At 67.6% G+C, this 16,409-nt stretch carries 16 protein-coding genes; 6 read left to right on the top strand and 10 right to left on the bottom strand.

Going from position 1 to position 16,409, the window contains the following annotated elements:
• The first annotated feature begins 26 nt into the window (after positions 1–26).
• Positions 27–1,454, top strand: a complete 1,428-nt coding sequence (locus tag C5B99_RS00935) for an MFS transporter (RefSeq protein ID WP_258062988.1) — start codon at positions 27–29, stop codon at positions 1,452–1,454.
• Between the two features lie 27 nt (positions 1,455–1,481).
• On the opposite strand, the gene C5B99_RS00930 is transcribed toward C5B99_RS00935, so the two are convergent.
• Genes C5B99_RS00930 through C5B99_RS00920 form a run of 3 tightly spaced genes read right to left on the bottom strand, consistent with a single transcriptional unit; the run spans position 1,482 to position 5,712 of the window.
• Complete coding sequence (locus C5B99_RS00930; protein WP_104239894.1) at positions 1,482–2,309, bottom strand: PRD domain-containing protein; 828 nt, start codon at positions 2,307–2,309, stop codon at positions 1,482–1,484.
• A gap of 36 nt (positions 2,310–2,345) precedes the next feature.
• Complete coding sequence (locus C5B99_RS00925; protein WP_104239893.1) at positions 2,346–3,800, bottom strand: family 1 glycosylhydrolase; 1,455 nt, start codon at positions 3,798–3,800, stop codon at positions 2,346–2,348.
• Positions 3,787–5,712 (bottom strand): glucose PTS transporter subunit IIA, encoded by a 1,926-nt coding sequence (locus tag C5B99_RS00920; RefSeq protein ID WP_104239963.1) that lies wholly within the window; start codon positions 5,710–5,712, stop codon positions 3,787–3,789. Before C5B99_RS00920 ends, C5B99_RS00925 begins: the two co-directional genes overlap by 14 nt.
• A 262-nt stretch (positions 5,713–5,974) precedes the next feature.
• Between C5B99_RS00920 and C5B99_RS00915 the strand changes: the two genes are divergently transcribed.
• On the top strand, positions 5,975–7,162 hold the full coding sequence (locus C5B99_RS00915; protein WP_104239892.1) for an MFS transporter: 1,188 nt from the start codon (positions 5,975–5,977) through the stop codon (positions 7,160–7,162).
• 36 nt (positions 7,163–7,198) lie between these two features.
• Here the strand turns inward: C5B99_RS00915 and C5B99_RS00910 are convergent, their stop codons facing one another.
• Together C5B99_RS00910 and C5B99_RS00905 are read right to left on the bottom strand one after the other, a co-directional pair.
• A complete protein-coding gene (locus C5B99_RS00910) occupies positions 7,199–8,002 on the bottom strand; it encodes an alpha/beta fold hydrolase (protein ID WP_104239891.1) in 804 nt (267 codons plus the stop codon).
• The gene (locus C5B99_RS00905) at positions 7,990–8,616 is read right to left on the bottom strand and encodes a TetR/AcrR family transcriptional regulator (RefSeq protein WP_104239890.1); all 627 of its coding nucleotides are present in this window, start codon (positions 8,614–8,616) and stop codon (positions 7,990–7,992) included. Before C5B99_RS00905 ends, C5B99_RS00910 begins: the two co-directional genes overlap by 13 nt.
• A gap of 174 nt (positions 8,617–8,790) precedes the next feature.
• On the opposite strand from C5B99_RS00905, the gene C5B99_RS00900 reads away from it, so the two are divergent.
• From C5B99_RS00900 to C5B99_RS00890, 3 genes are read left to right on the top strand one after another with little or no spacing between them, the layout of a single operon-like run.
• Complete coding sequence (locus C5B99_RS00900) at positions 8,791–9,762, top strand: alpha/beta hydrolase (protein WP_308471572.1); 972 nt, start codon at positions 8,791–8,793, stop codon at positions 9,760–9,762.
• A complete protein-coding gene (locus tag C5B99_RS00895) occupies positions 9,759–10,769 on the top strand; it encodes an ankyrin repeat domain-containing protein (RefSeq protein ID WP_219819595.1) in 1,011 nt (336 codons plus the stop codon). Before C5B99_RS00900 ends, C5B99_RS00895 begins: the two co-directional genes overlap by 4 nt.
• Positions 10,766–11,515: an NAD(P)H-binding protein gene (locus tag C5B99_RS00890; RefSeq protein ID WP_104239887.1), complete on the top strand. Its 750-nt coding sequence runs from the start codon at positions 10,766–10,768 to the stop codon at positions 11,513–11,515. The genes C5B99_RS00895 and C5B99_RS00890 overlap by 4 nt, the downstream gene beginning before the upstream one ends.
• 35 nt (positions 11,516–11,550) lie before the next feature.
• Here C5B99_RS00890 and C5B99_RS00885 read toward each other — a convergent pair whose 3' ends face one another.
• Both C5B99_RS00885 and C5B99_RS00880 read right to left on the bottom strand, forming a co-directional pair.
• Positions 11,551–12,663: an acyl-CoA desaturase gene (locus C5B99_RS00885; RefSeq protein WP_258062987.1), complete on the bottom strand. Its 1,113-nt coding sequence runs from the start codon at positions 12,661–12,663 to the stop codon at positions 11,551–11,553.
• 106 nt (positions 12,664–12,769) lie between these two features.
• Positions 12,770–13,102: a helix-turn-helix domain-containing protein gene (locus C5B99_RS00880; protein WP_104239962.1), complete on the bottom strand. Its 333-nt coding sequence runs from the start codon at positions 13,100–13,102 to the stop codon at positions 12,770–12,772.
• A gap of 64 nt (positions 13,103–13,166) precedes the next feature.
• On the opposite strand from C5B99_RS00880, the gene C5B99_RS00875 reads away from it, so the two are divergent.
• Positions 13,167–14,003: an SDR family oxidoreductase gene (locus tag C5B99_RS00875; RefSeq protein ID WP_104239885.1), complete on the top strand. Its 837-nt coding sequence runs from the start codon at positions 13,167–13,169 to the stop codon at positions 14,001–14,003.
• A 97-nt stretch (positions 14,004–14,100) separates the two neighbouring features.
• On the opposite strand, the gene C5B99_RS00870 is transcribed toward C5B99_RS00875, so the two are convergent.
• The 3 genes from C5B99_RS00870 to C5B99_RS00860 form a co-directional block, all read right to left on the bottom strand.
• A complete protein-coding gene (locus tag C5B99_RS00870; RefSeq protein ID WP_104239884.1) occupies positions 14,101–14,652 on the bottom strand; it encodes a GNAT family N-acetyltransferase in 552 nt (183 codons plus the stop codon).
• A 296-nt stretch (positions 14,653–14,948) separates the two neighbouring features.
• Positions 14,949–15,746, bottom strand: coding sequence for an Abi family protein (locus C5B99_RS00865; RefSeq protein ID WP_181064902.1), 798 nt, complete (start codon positions 15,744–15,746; stop codon positions 14,949–14,951).
• A 153-nt stretch (positions 15,747–15,899) separates the two neighbouring features.
• Positions 15,900–16,403 (bottom strand): hypothetical protein, encoded by a 504-nt coding sequence (locus tag C5B99_RS00860; protein ID WP_104239882.1) that lies wholly within the window; start codon positions 16,401–16,403, stop codon positions 15,900–15,902.
• Positions 16,404–16,409: the final 6 nt, after the last annotated feature.

Below are 16,409 nucleotides of genomic sequence, written 5' to 3'. Positions count from 1 at the left end.
GTGGAATGTAATGAATGGGAGTGCGCATGCAGCAGGATGAATCGCGTTCGACGGCGGGGGCGACGACACCCTCAGAGGTAGAGGCCGGAGGTGTCTTCTCGCCCCGTCTGCGCGGGTCGACGATCGGGATCCTCGTGAGCGTCGGGGCGGTGGCCTTCGAATCGCTGGGGGTCGCGACCGTCCTCCCGACCGTCGCCGAGGAGCTGGGAGGCCTGCGCGGATACGGCTGGGGGCTCTCGGCGCTCATGCTCGCCAGCATCGTCGGCACCGTCGTCGCCGGGAGCGACATCGACCGCAGGGGGCCCGCCCGGGCAGTGGTGGTCGGAAGCCTGGTCTTCGCGCTCGGCTGCCTGCTCGCTGGCCTCGCCCCCGGGTGGGGAGTGTTCGTGGCCGCGCGAGCGCTCCAGGGATTCGGGGTCGGAGCGATCATGGCGTACGCCTACAGCCTGGTCGGCCTCGCGTATCCGCCTCGGCTCCAGGCCGTCATGTTCGCGTTCCTGTCGTCAGCGTGGACGATCCCGTCGCTCCTGGGCCCGGTCTTCGCCGGGGTGCTCACGACGGTGCTCGACTGGCGCGTCGTGTTCTGGACCATCGCCCCGATCACGATCCTCCTCCTCCCGCTCGTCTTGCCGGGTGCACGCCGGGTCTCGGCAGGCCCGAGAGTGCGGAGTGGCCGGTTGTTCTCCGCGCCCGTCTGGTTCTCGGTGCTCCTGGCGGCCGGGACGGGGGCCGTGCTCTTCGGCCTCGAGGTGGATGCGCTCCCGCTGATGCTCGCGCTGCTTATCGTGGGCCTCGTGGCCGCGGTCGTGGGGTTGCGCCGCACCCTGCCCGTGGGATCTTTCCGTGCGCGCCGTGGTGCGCCGGCCGGGGTCGTCGTGCGCTTCATCCTGTGCGGCGTGTACTTCGGGTCGGAGGCGTTCCTGCCCCTCGGGCTCACGAGCATCCACGGCCTCGACGTCACGATCGCAGGGCTGGGTCTCGCGGCCGGCGCGCTCGCCTGGACGGCCGGGTCGTTCGTGCAGGCGCGGATCGACGCAGCCCGGCCCGGACAGCGCGCTCGCTCGACGAGGGTCGGGATGCTCGTCCTGCTGGGTGGCCAGCTGCTCATGGGGGCGGCTGTCGCGCTTCCGGCGGTCTGGCCGGGCTGGGCCGTCGTCGGCTGGGGCATCGCGGGAATCGGGATGGGGATCGCGTTCAACGCGTCGACGGCGGCGACCATGTCGGCCACGCCGACCTCGGCCGCGGGGAGCATCAGCGCGAGCCTGCAGCTCGCGCAGACCCTCGCGACGGCGGTCATCGCCGGCCTCGGTGGGGCGGCCGTCGCACGGCTCGGCGCCACGACGCCCGCGTTCCTCGCGGTCTTCGGGTCCACCGCCGCACTCGCCCTGGTCGGTGTGTGGGTCGCGGGTCGCCTCCGGAGTCAGGCGGCCGAAGCCGGGGACCGACGCCGGTAGGAGGGATGGGGCGCCGCGTTCATCTCCCTACTCCGGCGAGGCGCGCGCGATGTGCACTGCGAGGAAGGCCACTTCCTCGTCGGGAAGCTCCACGCCGTGCGTCTCGCGGATGAACGTGCGCACGCGTTCCGCGGTCGCGATCGCACGAGGGGCGCGCTCGCTGAGGTTCCGGAACAGGAAGTCGTCGCCGCCCAGCAGCTGGCCCGCGAAGAATCGCTCCGCGAAGAACTGCAGGTGCGTGAGGAACCGCGAGGCGTGGAGGTCCTTCCTGGAGACCCGGACGGCGGAGGTCATCGTCACGATGCTCGTGACCTTCGCGACCAGGTCGACGACGCGCATCGAGTCGACGCCGAGCTTGCCCGTGTCGGCGTTGACGAGGTGGAAGGCGACGTTGGCTGCCTCCTCCTCGCCGAGCCGCACGCCGAGGCGTCGTTCGACGTCGTCGAGGGCGCGGACGCTCACGGCGTGGTGGTCCGGGTAGACGGTGCGTACCTCCCACGCGAGCCGGTTCGTGAGGGCGATGCCCTTCCGGTATCGCTCCACCGCGAAGTGGAGGTGGTCGGTGAGGGTGAGGTACACGTGCGGGTCGAGGGTGAGTCCCGCTCGACCCGCATCCGCGACGATCTCGCGGGTCAGCTCGACGTACTCTGCCGGGATCTGCGCGAGCAGCTCGACGAGGTTCCGGTGATCCGAGTCAGGGAGGGAGATGAACTCCTGGTCCGTGATCGTCGCCGAAACCTCGTCGCCCGGCTTCTGGCCGTACCCGATGCCCTTGCCCAGCAGGACCCGCTCGACGCCGCGGTCGTCGACGACGAGCACCACACTGGAATTGAGGACCTTCTTGATGGCGGGCACGGTGGTCTCCTTTGACGCCGCTTGGAGGGGAGGGGGTTAGCTGAGGTCTGCGCCGTTGGACTCGATGACCTGGCGGTACCAGTGGAACGAGTCCTTGCGTCGGCGCTCCAGTGTGCCATTCCCGAGGTCGTCGAGGTCGACGTGGATGAACCCGTACCGCTTGCTCATCTGCGATGTCGACGAGCTGACGAGGTCGATGGGCCCCCAGCTGGTGTAGCCGAGCAGGTCGACGCCCTCGTCCACGGCCTGGATCATCTGCTCGAAGTGCGCTCGGAAGTACTCGACGCGGTAGTCGTCGCGGATCCGTCCGTCCTCGTCGACCGTGTCGCGCATCCCGAGCCCGTTCTCCACGATGAAGAGGGGCTTGCGGTAGCGGTCGTACAGGTCGAGGAGGGAGATGCGCAGCCCGATCGGGTCGATCTGCCAGCCCCACTCGGACGAGCCGAGGTAGGGGTTCTTGACGCCGAGGACCGTGTTGCCCGGCGTGCGCTCGGCGTCGGGGTCGACGGATTCGGTCATCGACATGTAATAGCTGAACGACACGAAGTCGGCCGTGTGCTCGCGCAGGAGCTCCACGTCGCCGTCCTCGAACGGCACGGTGACGCCCATCTCCTCGAGCTGGCGGAGCACGATCGGCGAGTACGACCCGCCGGCCTGCACGTCCGAGCACATGTAGAGGAGGCGTTCCTTCGCGCGCGTCGCGGCGACGTCGTTCGGGTGGCAGGTGCGCGGGTAGGTCGTGAGCATGGTGATCATGCAGCCCATCTGCGCGTCCGGGTGCAGCTCTCGCAGCATGCGGGTGACGGATGCGCCTGCGATGAACTGGTGGTGCAGGGCCGTGTAGCAGGCCTGCGTGATCGAGGTCCCCGTGACGGTCTCCTCGATGATGCCGCCCGAGGTGAACGGGTGGCGTTCCATGCCATCGATCTCGTTGAACGAGATCCACCGCTTCACGATGTGCCCGAACCGTTCGAAGCAGGTGCGGGCGAAACGCTCGAAGAGGCCGATCGTGGCCCGGTCGAGCCAGCCGTTGCGGGTGACCGCGAGCTCGAGGGGCGCGTCGAAGTGCGACAGCGTCACGAGGGGCTGGATGCCGTGGCTCTGCATCTCCTCGAACAGGTCGAGGTAGTAGGCGATGCCGTCCTCGTTGGGCTCGAGCTCCTCGCCGGTCGGGTAGAGCCGCGACCAGAGGATCGACACCCGCAGCACGCTGAAGCCCATCTCGGCGAACAGGGCGAGGTCTTCCTTGTAGCGGTGCACGAAGTCGATGGCGCGCCGCTTCGGGAAGTACGTGGGGTCCGGGTCGCGCTTGGCCTCGGCGATGCTCTCGAGGGTGACGGCGTGCAGCGCGGCGAAGTCGTCGTTGTTGGCGTTCGGGTGGCGGCGGAGCACGTCGGTGACGACCCATCCTCGGCCATCCTCGCCCCAGCCGCCTTCGGCTTGGTTCGCGGCGATTGCGCCGCCCCAGAGGAAGTGATCAGACAGTGCCATGTGCGGTCTCCTTGATGTTGGTGAGTGAGATGAGGGATGCGCCCCGGTTGACGTGCTGGCCGGTGTCGAACTGCGCGTCGCCCCCGGCCGTGTTGACGACGACGATGGGGGTGATCGTGTCGAGGCCGGCCGCGGCGATGGCGTCGAGGTCCGCGTCGATGACGGGCTGGCCCTCCTCGACCCGGTCGCCCTGCGCGACGTGCGTCGTGAAGGGGGCGCCTTCGAGGACGACGGTGTCCATGCCGACGTGCACGAGCACCTCGACGCCGTCGTCAGTGCGGATGCCGATCGCGTGCTGCGAGTCGAGGAGGGACGTGACGGTGCCCGACACGGGGGCGACCACGCGTCCATCCGTGGGGCGGATCGCGACGCCGTCACCGAGCACACCCGTCGAGAAGACCCCGTCGCCGAGCGAGGCGAGCTCGACGACCTCGCCCTGCATGGGGGAGACGATCGTGAGCGCGCGAGGCTGCGACGGACTCGCTGCGGTACCCGCGTCCGCGCTCGCATCCGCGTGCTCGTCGGTCTTGCCGAGCACGCGCAGGGTGCCGGAGTCGGAGTCCTTCCAGAGCACGACGCCGACGATGAACGACACGGCCGCGCCGATCACGAGGCCGATGAGGGCGTGGATGAGGTTCCACGGGTCGAGGGCGTCGATGAACATGGAGAAGCTCGCGAGGCCGGGGCTGACGATCGCAAAGGTGTCGACGAGCGTGATGCCGAGGTACGCGCCCGAGGTGATGGCGCCGGCGAGCACCGCGATGAGTGCGCGTCGGTTCTGGAGGGTGACGCCGTAGAGGGCCGGCTCGGTAACGCCGAACAGCGCCGAGAAGCCTGCGGAGACGGCCGTGGCGCGGAGCACCTGGTTGCGGGTGCGGACAGCGACGGCGAAGCTCGCGCCGGCTTCGGCGATGTTGTGCGCGAGGGAGGCGGTCAGGTAGAAGCTCTCCTTGCCGTACGTGGCCATCGTCGTGATCGTCGGTGGCAGGAGCGGCTTGTGCATGCCGACCGAGATGAGGAACGGCAGGATGGCGGCGAGGAGCGCGACGGCGATCCACCCGAAGGTGTTGTGGAAGTTGAAGAGCAGGCCTGCGAAGAGGTCGCCGATCTCGAAGCCGAACGGACCGATGAGGAACACCGTGGCGGGCGCGACCACGAGGTAGCACATGAGGGGCACGTAGAAGGTGCGGATGGGCGGCCACGAGAACTTCGTGAAGAAGCGCTCTGCACCCCAGAGGAGCAGCACGGCGAGGATCGCGGGGAACACCTGCGCGTTGTAGTTGACGACGGGCACGGGGATCCCGAAGAGCGCCGCGCCGCCATCCTGGCTCACGAGGCTCGTGAACCCGGGGAAGAGGAGCAGCGCGACGGAGCCGAGGGCCACCGGCCGGTTCACGTCGAGCTTCTTCGCGGTGGTGTAGGCGACAAGCAGCGGCAGGAACGCGAACACGGCGTCGGGGACGGCGGCGATGAGCGCGTACGAGTCGCTCTCCCGGTCGATCCAGCCGAGCGCGGCCGCGAGGACGAGGAGCGACTTGAAGATTCCCGCGCCCGCGATGGCGGGGATGATGGGCACGAAGACGCTGACGACGAAGTCCAGCACCTTGGAGCCGACCCGCTTGACGGTCCACGGGGTCCGGGGCTTCTCGGTCGCGGCGGCGGTCGGTGACCCGGAGCGGAGCTTCTCGACCGCTCGGTAGTACTCGAGAACTCGTCCTCCCACGATGACCTGCGTCTGGGGTCCGCGGACCACGCCGAGCACGCCGGGGATGGACTTGAGTGCCGCCTCGTCGACGGGGCTGTCGTCGCTGAGGGTAAACCTCAGGCGGGTCGAGCAGTGCTGCAGGGCAGACACATTGCTGCTCCCGCCGACGTGCTCGAGGATCTCTGCCGCCTCTGAGCTGATGTTCATGTTGTGCTCCTCCATTGGAACTCGGGGGACAGCTTCCGGGCAACAAAAAAGGACCCGACCGTAGCTCTGTAGAGCAACAATCGGATCCTGCCTGCATGACCAGTCACATGTCCGTTGCATGAACTTACACGGATCCTGGGGCGGTGTCCACCGGCGGTTCGGAGGTACACTCGGGCTCAGCAGGGTGTGCGCGTGACACCCGCGCGCCAGGTGACCTTCGGGGCCTTCGCGATCCGATCGGTGAGCGACATCTGGAGTCCCCTTGACGAACATCCGCCCCAGGGAGCGTGCGCTGGCTGCGTTCGCGGCCATCGCCTTCGGCTTCGTGATCGCCGGCGCCAACAGCATCAACCCGCTGCTGCCCATGCTCCGGGTCGAGGTGCCCCTGAGCCCGCTCGGTGTGTCGCTGACGTTCGTGGTTTACGTGTCAGCAGCGGTTGCCACCCTCCTGGTCGTCGGCTTCTCCCGGCTGCGAGTGACACCCGGTTCGGCCGTGGTCGCGGCCCTGCTCATCGCGGCGCTCGCGAACCTGCTCCTCGCGTCCTCGAACGAGGTGCAGCTGCTCGTCGGGCGGGCGGCTACCGGGGTCGCGGTCGGGCTCGCGACGGGCGGTGCGGCCGGTCTGGTGGTGGATGCGCTCAAAGGGCGTGGGCGGGGGCTGGCCGCGACGGGGAACCTCGTCGGCGCTGTCGTCGGCACCGCGATCGCCCAGGGGGTTGCGGCGCTCGAGACCGTCGCCGGGGCGATGTCCATGTACGTCGCTGGCGCCGCGATAGCGCTCCTGCTCGCACTGGCCCTTGTCCTGTTGCTTCCCCGGAGCGTGCCACGGGCAGCGCGCAAGCGCGGAATCGGGGCTCCGACCTCCCGTCGGCTGACGCGCGCCGACGTCCGGACGATCGCGCGCGCCGCGGTGGTCTGGACGGGGCTCAGCGCTGGCGTCGTCTACGCGCCGACGGTGTTCTCCGATGCCACGATGCCGCTGGCGCAGTTCGGCGGCAGCGTCACCATGCTGGTTGCTGCGGCCGTCGCTCAGCTCGCGAGCGTGCCGCTCGGTCGGCTGCTCCCCGCAGCCAGCGGTCACTTCGCGTTCGCCGTCGGCTGTGCGCTCGCGGTCACGTCGGTGCTGCTCTCGAACAACCCGCTCGCGTTGCTCGCGATGGCGCTGCTCGGTGCGGGAGGGGCTGTGGCCTACCGGACGTCGCTGGTGCATCTGACGCGCGGAGCGGCCGCGAGCCAGCAGAGCTCGCTCGCGTCGAAGTTCGCCGTCGCCACCTATGCCGCATCCGCGTCGACGGTGCTGGCGATCGGAGTCCTCGGGAGCGTGGTGCGGACCGAGGTCGTACTCGCGGTGTTCGCGACGCTGCTGAGCGTCGCGGCCCTCTGCATGCATCTGGGCGCGCCCCGGTTCAGGGACCTCGCCGAGGGGCCCACCGGCAACGGAGCACTCTGAGTCCTGGCGACGTCGGCTGCCGCGCGCCCGGTGTGTTCAGCGTTCGCTGGCGACGACGAGGGAGCGGATCGCGCTGACGAACTCGGCGGGTGCTTCGATCGGGAGGAGGTGTCCGCTTCCGATGACGGGGTGCAGGCTGACGCGGCTGAAGTGATCGTCGAGCCGGTCGGCCCACTTGATCGGGAACAGGGGGTCCTCCGTCGGCCAGAGCATGACGGTCTGGGTCTCGATCGGTGGCAGTTCGCCCGCGTACCCGCGATTCGCGAGGTACCACTGGATGCTCGCGGCGAACGCTCCGGGCCGGGAATAGGCCGCGATGAGCTCCTCGCGCTGCGGGTGACGCTGGGGTGCGGCGGCTCCGCTCCAGGTGCGCCAGAGGTAGTCGAGGTAGCTGGCGACCGCGTCGGGTCTGCCATCGATCAGCTCGGCAGCGATCGGCTCGCGTTGGAAGTGCTGGTACCAGAATGTCGGTGCGAGGGACGGCGCCGTCGCGCGGTCGCCGATGCCCGGATATGCGGGGGTGAGGACGGCCCCGTCGAACCGCGACGGGTCGAGGCGAAGCGCCGCCTGAGCGATTCGACTGCCGATGTCGTAGCCGGCGATGATGGTGCGGCCGCCGCTGGCAGGGTCCGCAAGCCCATCGAGGAGGCGGCGGGCGTGCGCTTCCGCGGTGGCCTCAGCGAGCGGGAGCTCGCCCGCGAACGCTGCTCCGAATCCGCGGAGGTCTGGCACGATCGTCGTCGCGGGCTGGAGGGCGTCTCGCACCGCGTCGTAGTCCGACGGGAGTCCCGGCCACCCATGGACGAGGATCACGCGGTCGTCGGCGCTCAGCTCCGACATCCGCTGTCCTTCCTCGTCGCCAGTCCGATCAGCTGGGAGTACGTCGCGATCGCCTCGGCCTCCGTGATCGCCCCCTTGAGGGTCGAGGCCGAGAGGGACTCGCCCGCGCCGACGAGGGCGATGCAGAGGAGGTGGAGTTCCGGGTCGGGCATGACGACGTGCGGCCGAAGGATCGCCTCGAACATCTGGACGCCCGTCTCCTCGAGCTCGCGGTAGATGCTGGCACGTTCTTCGTTGCCCGTCATCGCAGCCCCGACGGCGAAGAACTCGCTGCTGGCATCCGTCGCGCACCGGATGTACGTCTCGGAGAGGGCGTCGATCGTGGGCTCGTGGGCGAGGCTGTCCTGGGCCATCCCCTCTTGGAACGCCCGCTTCCGCTCCGCGTCGATCCACCGGTACAGGGCCGTCAGCAGCGACGAGCGCGACTCGAAGTGATCGTAGACGACGGGCTTCGACACGCCCCCGTGCTGGGCGAGGGTGCCCAGCGTCAGGGCGTCCACCCCGTCCTGCCGCACGATGGCCAGCGCCTTCTCCAGCAGATCCTGGTGGCGAGCATCCCAGGGGAGGCGACGCTTCCGTGGTTCTTCGGGGGGTGGTGTTGCTTGGGCCATCATTAAGCTACCTTCAGTAGGTTACTGTTGCTACAGAAAGTAGCTTACCGAGTCGAAGGCACCAATGGGGCGTTTCTGCGCCCAAGCGCTTCGGCTCGGCCAGGCAAGAGAGAAGGAGGACCACCGTTGAACCGAGGAGAAGGAAACAGGCCGCCGTTGCGCGAGCGGCAGATCGACGTGAATGGCCACCCGTTCCGAGTGCTCGATCAAGGAGATGGGCCCACTGTCCTGTTCGCCCACGGGTTCCCTGACGTGGGGGAGACCTGGCTCGGTCAGATGGCCGGAGTCGCTGAGGCGGGATACAGGGCTGTGGCTCTCGACATGCGAGGGTTCGGAGCCAGCTACTCCCCAAGCAGCGTCGAGCTCTACAGCGCTCTCCACACGGTGGGGGACCTCGTCGGGGTTCTGGACGCGCTGGAGATCTCCGAGGCCGTGCTCGTCGGCCACGACTGGGGTGCGGACGTGGCGCAGCGCGCGATGGTGCTCCGTCCAGACCTGTTCCGCGGACTTGTCAGCTTGAGCATCCCGTTTCTGCCCCGCGGGGAAGCGAGCCTGTGGAGCCAGCTGAAGAAGGACGGGTTGGGCGACAGCTACTACGCGTTCGAGATGATGAAGCCTGACGGGCATCTCGCCTTCGAGCCCGCGGCTGCATCCATTCCGAGTGCGCTGTACTGGCTTTCTGGAAGCCCCGCCGTCGGGGAAGGGTGGGATCCCGTCGACTCCTCCCGAGGCATGCTCCGACCTGCGCCAGTCGGCGTCCCCGCTTGGGCCGACCCCACGTATGTCTCGCGCTCCATCGCCGCCTTCCAAGGGAGCGGCTTCGCGACGGGTCTGAACTACTACCGCGCATCCGACATCACCTTCGAGCAGATGTCGGCGTTCAAGGGGGTGCCGATCCGGCAGCCCGCGCTGTACATATGGGGCGCTGAAGATGGCCTCTGCCAGCTCTTCCACCCCGAACCGCCGACCGTCGAGCAGTTGCGCGTATCCGCCCCTGGGCTGGTAGACGTCGTCCGTCTCGAAGGGGTCGGGCACTGGCCGCAGCACGAAGCGGCCGAACGGGTGACGGCGGAGATCTTGGCATTCCTTGCCGGTATCGAATGGCAATGCACCAGTGACATGGGTGCTGAAAGTGAGAGCAAACGATGATGAACCTCGACCAAGCTGTCCGAGCGGAAGACCTGTCCAGGGTCGCTGACCTTCTTCGCACGGGAACAGACGCCAGCCAGCCCCTGCCAGACGGCCTCACGCCCCTGATGGTCGCCGCCACCTTCGGGAACGCGCAACTCGTCGACCTGCTGCTGACCGCAGGAGCCGACCCGCTGACAGTGGAACGTCACATGGGGGCCACAGCTCTGCACAAGGCAGCGCAGGGCGGCAACGGCGATGTGGTGTCGCTGCTCCTCGATCACGGCGCGTTCATCGATCAGCAGTCCCCGTCTCTCGGCAACACCGCGCTCATGGACGCTGTCCTGCAGAAGCAGCCGGAAGCCGTCCAGGTTCTCCTGAACCGAGGAGCTCGAACCGACGTGATGAACCACTGGCACCAGACGGCAGTCCAGCTCGCCCGCGAGGATGGCTTGGGTACCATCGAAGCGCTCATCCTGGACCATGACAGTGCCAACGAGCGGCATGTGGCTTCCCTTGCGCTGTTCGCCGCCGCGAGCGCGGGGGATCTCACCGCGGTGGAGCAGCTCATCGCAGGCGGCGCCGCGCTCGACGAGCGCCACCCGATCGTCGGTGGCTTCGACGACGACTACACGCCGTTGGGTGTGGCCGCTCGCGAAGGTCACGTCGATGTCGCAGATCGTCTCCTCGATGCCGGCGCAGACCCGCGCCTCACGATCGGCCTGATGAAGGGCACCGCGGTTCACGACGCCGCCTACTTCGGACATGCCGACGTGCTCCGCTGCCTGCTTGCGCCACGCCAGACAGGCCTCTCGGCAGACCTTGACGCCCAGGGGTTGTACAACGGCCTCACTGCGCTCCACGACGCGGTCTGGCACGGCCACGTCGACTCGGCTCGGGTGCTCCTCGAGGCGGGGGCCTCACTGGTGCTGCGAACACACGCAGGGCTCACGCCGAAGGATCTCGCCCGTCTCTACGGATACGAGGAGCTCGTGAACCTGCTGGCAGCAGAAGAGGTTCGCCGATGAAAGGGAGCATCATCATTTCGAAGCCCATCCACTCAGCTCCCACTTCTGCGGATGAGCAGTCGAGGTCAGCGCCGAAGCGGGCGGTGCCTCCTCGCGTCTTCATCTTCGGCATCTCAGGCAGGGTCGGCCGGCTGCTCGCGGCCCGCCTCCAAGGTCAGGGCGTGCCCGTTTCCGGTCTCGTTCGGACGCGGCGGCAGGCCGCAGCGCTCGAGCGGGCCGAGGTGTCGCCGCTGCTCGGGGACCTCGGAGCCTCCACCACAGACGAGCTCGGGGCGATGATCCGGGACTGCGATGTCGTCGTGTACGCCGCTGGCTCGAACGCTGGCCCCCAGCGCGTGACGGACGATATCGACCTCGCCGCCCTCGGTCGCGTGGCGGAGGCGGTCGAGCGCGTCCGAGGGGTGCGGCTCATTCTGCTCTCCGTGCTTCCCGAAGCGTGGCGTGAACGAGCGCTGAGCGACGACGAGGAGCACTACTTCGCGGTCAAGAAGCGGGCAGAGGTGAGCCTGACCCGACAGGATGTCGATTGGGTGATCCTCCGCCCATCGCTCTTGACGGATGACGCTGGAACCGGGGCGGTCTCCCTCGGGCCCGCAGAGGAGCACGGCGAGATACCCCGCGAGGATGTGGCCGCAGTCCTCGAGGCGCTGGTGCTCGAGCCGTCCATCAGGCGGCAGATCCTGGAGTTGAACGAGGGGCAGACGCCGGTCGTCGAGGCTGTTCGCGGGTTCGCGCGCGACGTCTGAGCTCTGGACTCACCGAGGCAGGTGGGCGTGGTCGCCTAGCGCCGCCGGAAGTCGCCGGCGACGGGGCAGTCGAACGGGTCGCGAGCCTGCAGTCCCACCCTGTTGAGGTACTCGATCACGATGCGGTACGACTCCAGGAGCGAGGTCTCCGCGTACGGCACGTCCTGCTCTTCGCAGTAGGCGCGCACGATCTCGCGAGCACGGGCGAGGTGCGGCCTCGGCATGCTCGGGAAGAGGTGGTGCTCGATCTGGTAGTTGAGTCCGCCCATGAGCGCACTGGCCCACCAGCCGCCCCGCACGTTGCGCGAGGTGAGGACCTGCCTGCTGAAGAAGTCGAGCTTCACGTCGGCGGGGATGAGCGGCATGCCCTTGTGGTTGGGCGCGAACGACGCCCCCATGTAGACCCCGAACACGGCCATCTGCACGGCGACGAACGCGACCGCGAGGCCAAGCGGGAGCATCCAGAAGATCGCGCCGAGGTAGATCGCGAAGCGGACCGCGATCATCGTCAGCTCCACCCACCGACCCGTGATCTTCTCCCTGGCGAAGAGCGACTTGATGGACCGGAAGTGGAGGTTGTAGCCCTCGAAGGTCAGCAGCGGGAAGAACAGGTACCCCTGCTTGCGGGTGATCAGCGCCAGCAGACCCCGTTGCTCGCTCGCCGACTCCTCCGTGAAGGAGATCGTGTCGAAGTCGATGTCGGGATCCTTCCCCTTCTTGTTGGGGTTGGCGTGATGACGCGTGTGCTTCGTCATCCACCAGCTGTAGCTCATCCCGACGATGCCGGCCGCGAGGAAACGACCGAGCCGGTCGTTCGCCCTGCCCGAGGTCAGGACCTGGCGGTGGGAGGCTTCGTGAGCGAGGAACGCGAACTGCGTGAAGATGACCCCGAGTGCCGCCGCGATGAGCAGCTGGAACCAGCTGTCCCCGAGCAGGATGAACCCAGTGATCGCGGCGGCAAGCGCGACCAGAAGGCCTGCTGCGAGAGCGCCGTAGAACCCGAGCGTGCGATCGAGGAGTCCCTCCCCACGGATCGCCTTCGAGACTGCGCCATAGCTCTGCGTGATCCGGGGAGTCTTCTCTCCCTTGGTCGTCCGGCGAACCGCGCCGTAGCTGCTTGGGGTGAGTTTTGACTCGGGCGACTGCACGGCCGGCTCCTTGCTCGGTCGGCACGAGGCATCAGGCGAACCTCGTGACATGGCTAGCAATTCCGAGCAAGGATCTTAGTAGAACGGTGATGGCGGAGCTAACCGGTCACTCCGCGTTGGCGACTTCCGGCACGGACAAGGCCCACGCGTTCATGGCGTCGAGGACCGTCCGCAGCTGCTCACCGACCTCGGTCAGCTCGTAGACGACCCTCGGCGGGATCTCCGGGTAGGACGTCCGTGTGACGAGCCCGTTGGCCTCGAAGCGCCGCAGCCGGTTCGTGAGCGTGTGCGCACTGATGCCGGGGAGGCGGTCTTTGATCTCGGTGAATCGGAGGGGGCCGTGGAGCAGTTCCCGCACGATCAAGGTGGCCCATGGCCCCTCGAGGAGTACGAGGAATCGGGCGACACCGCACTCGGGGAGATCGTCGCATCTTGGCATGAGTTTGAGCATATCCCTTTAGTGCAGTTGACGTAACCGATGCATCCTGTGCACTAATGGACGTATGACCTACTTGATTCATGGCGCCACTGGTGCCCAGGGCGCCCCCGTCATCGCAGCCCTCGCCCAGGCCGACCTCGATGTCACTGCCGCGGTTCGCACACCGAGCTCCTATGTCGGCCCGGGAACGGCGGTTGCCGTCGACTTCACCGACGCCGCCTCGCTGGCCGACGCGTATCGCAGAGTTCAGGGGATCTTCGTCCACCTGCCGATTGGATCGCCTGCCGACCAGCTGTCCGCAGCGAACGCGGTCGCCGACGCCGCCGAGGCGTCGACTCCGGCCCGAGTCGTGGTCTCCACGAGCGGGTACACGCTGGAGGACCCGGAGAGCGCGCTCGCCGTGCTGGTGCGCAGGCTCGAGGAGGCCGAGATCTCGACCGCCATCGTGCAGCCCCGCCTCTACCTCGAGAACCTCCTGCTGCCGTTCGTCGTCGAGTCGGTGCAGGAGCGTGGCGTTCTCAGCTACCCCATCCGTGCGGACTATGCGGTCTCTTGGAGCTCCCACCTCGACGTCGCTGACGTCGTCGTCGGACTGCTGCAGGACGATGCGATCACCGGAATCGTCGGCGTCGGCGCCCTCCCCGGTCTGCTCGGCGACGATCTCGCGCAGAGTTTCGCAGCGCACCTTGGTCGTTCGGTCAGCTTCGAGAGTCGTGATCCGGATGCGTTCGGAGAGGACCTTGCGCGTGTCATCGGTCCCGGTGCTGCGCCCGTCGTCGAGTCCTACAAGTGGCGAGCCACGCAGCCCCACGAGGTCATCGAGGAGGCGACGAGCGCGCAGCGGCGCCTCGGCATCACGCCTCGCTCCGTCACAGAGTGGCTGGGGCAGCTGGGCGTCTAGTCCGGGCGTCGCCTCCAGGTCGGGCGGCTGGCCCCGCGTATCCGTCGCTGAGGCCAGCCGCCCCATGTCCTTCTCGGTCAGCGCTTCTTCGGCATGACTAAGACAGGGGCTTCGTGTGCCGGAGTTCGACGAGCGCGCGTGCGCTGCCCTCATCCGCGATCTTGCTGGCGCCGTCCGCACGCCAGCCCTGTCGCTCGTAGAAGCCGATCGCCCGCTCGTTGCCCGTCAGCACCCACACGTAGGCGTCCGAGTGGCCGGCCGTGCGGAGTTCTTGTTCGGCGCGACGGATGAGCGAAGCGCCGACCCCCGTCGACCAGTGGTCTGGATGCACGTACAGGCCACCGAGCTCCCCTCGGTGCCCATCGTCGGGGTCTCTCCCGGGCCCGAATGCGGCCCAGCCGACGATGCGTTCCCCGTCCTCGGCGACGAGCAGCCGATGCGGGCGCACGGCGTCGAGGTCCGTCGCATCGCCGCGCAGGGAGGCGGCGATCCACCGTGTCCAGCCGGCGGCGCGCTGCTCGACGCTCAGGGCGGCCAGCACCTCCGAGGGGATGAGGCCCGCGTAGGCCGCTCGCCACGAGTCGACGTGCACGATGGCGACTGCCCGCGCATCAGCTTCGGTCGCCCAACGCAGAGTGCCGCCTGTCATGCGATCACGCTATCGCTGATCGGGTCACCGGTTTCGAGGGGACGCTCTGCGAGCGTGCTCGGCCAGATAGGCGTGGCCCACCCAGGAAATCCTGCGCAAACGAACCACTGCGGACGGTGCGCTTCTCAGGCCCTCCAGACGCCGACATCGCGCCAATCGCCGGGAAACCCCATCTCACTGACATCCCGCCCGGGCAGCGCCGCGAACCCGCGCTCGACTTCCGACGCGACCTTGAGTGCCCAATTCGAGTCGGGCGCGGCAGCTGTCAAGATCTGCGCGATGACCGCGAGCGCTCCTTAGAGATCTTCGCTCTGTCCAGGAGGAAGGCTCTCCAACTCTTCGATGGTCCTCATTGCCCCTGTCGCAGCCGGGACGAGGGAGCGGTTCCAAAGGCGTCCATGATGGGCAGAGATATTGCGAACGACCGTCAGCTGCTCGAGCCACCGGGCGAACGGATGATGCTTGACGGCTTTGCCGCGTTGCCTGTGCGATAACCGGTCAAGTCGGAGACGAATACCCATGCCTTCAGCCACATCGAACTGGTCTGTTGCGCGCATTCCGTCGTAGAGCATCGATACGTCCGAGAAGTCGAGGACGTCGACGAGCACCCAGATCGGAATCACCCCAGCGTGATTCTGCATGTGATGGTTGATGAACATCGATCTGCGGGCCGCCCGCTTCACCCGTTCGTGCGTCTTGTCGACCCACGACGAGTGGTTGAAGGCATCCCGAAACAGGGACTTGTTCTCGTAGGACAAAGGGCCGTAGCGCCCGAGGACGTAGCTGACCTGACTGCGGAGCGCTACTTCGACCCGCTCGAGCCCGACGTGTACAAGAGAGCGAAGTTTGCGGTCAAGCTCGTACAGTGCCGCAACCTCTGAGAACTTGGTCCCCGGTTGGAACTGATCGGATCGTGAGGGCGCGCCCTCAGCGTTTGTCTCGAATCGACGCGACGTGTACCAGTACCCGCTCAACCGGTAGTAGTTGATCGACTTCAGCCACTGCTCGGGGTTGCCGTCGAGCTCCATGCCCCGGCTCTCGAGGAGCTGAGCCTGCTCTCCGATCGTGAGGTACTTCTCCGGTGAAGGTGACACTCTCGGCATCCTCTCGGACAAAAAAATCCAGCCCACACCGGTGGACCGGGCGGGCTGAACGATTGCCCCTAACTTAGCAGGGTTCGGCAGGGAGGCGTTAGCGCCCAGATGCGCGAGACCCGTGGGGTCCGAATCGTCTCGATGGTGGGATGCTCAGCGCAGCACTCCGCAGGCGGTGACCACGCGAAGCAGGACCTGTCCTTCGGTTCCAGCTGGGTAGTTCAGGAGGTACGACCCGGTCTCGTCTTCGATCAAGGTGTGCAAGCCAGTCGCAGGCCATGTGGAGCCGTCGGCATACTCGACCGTCTCACTCGCGGTGCCCGTGGAGGTCACGGCGTCGCCATACTCCTCTTGGAGTTTCGTGACGGTGTTCACGAGGTCGGTGGACGAGAACGTCGTCGCCCACACCCAACGACCGATTCTGGGTTCCTCGCCGGCGCAGGCTGAGACGTTGGGATCGGCTTCGATGAGCCCCGTTGCTTCCGGGAACTCCGCGACCATCCCCTCGGCCACCTCCCGCGATGCGTCGCGTACCTCGTTGAGGGAGAGCTTGAACTTCGGCGGCTCCGGTTCCGTGGGCGCAGTGGGCGAGCATCCAACGAGTGCTGCGAGCACGAGGGGGACGAGCAGCACTGGAGTGAATCGACGGAGGCGCATACCGGC

Source organism: Pseudoclavibacter sp. Z016, from assembly GCF_002931215.1.
Lineage (GTDB): Bacteria > Actinomycetota > Actinomycetes > Actinomycetales > Microbacteriaceae > Pseudoclavibacter.
The sequence above is the reverse complement of the archived record's forward strand: the minus strand, read 5'-3'. Positions and strand labels throughout refer to the sequence as shown.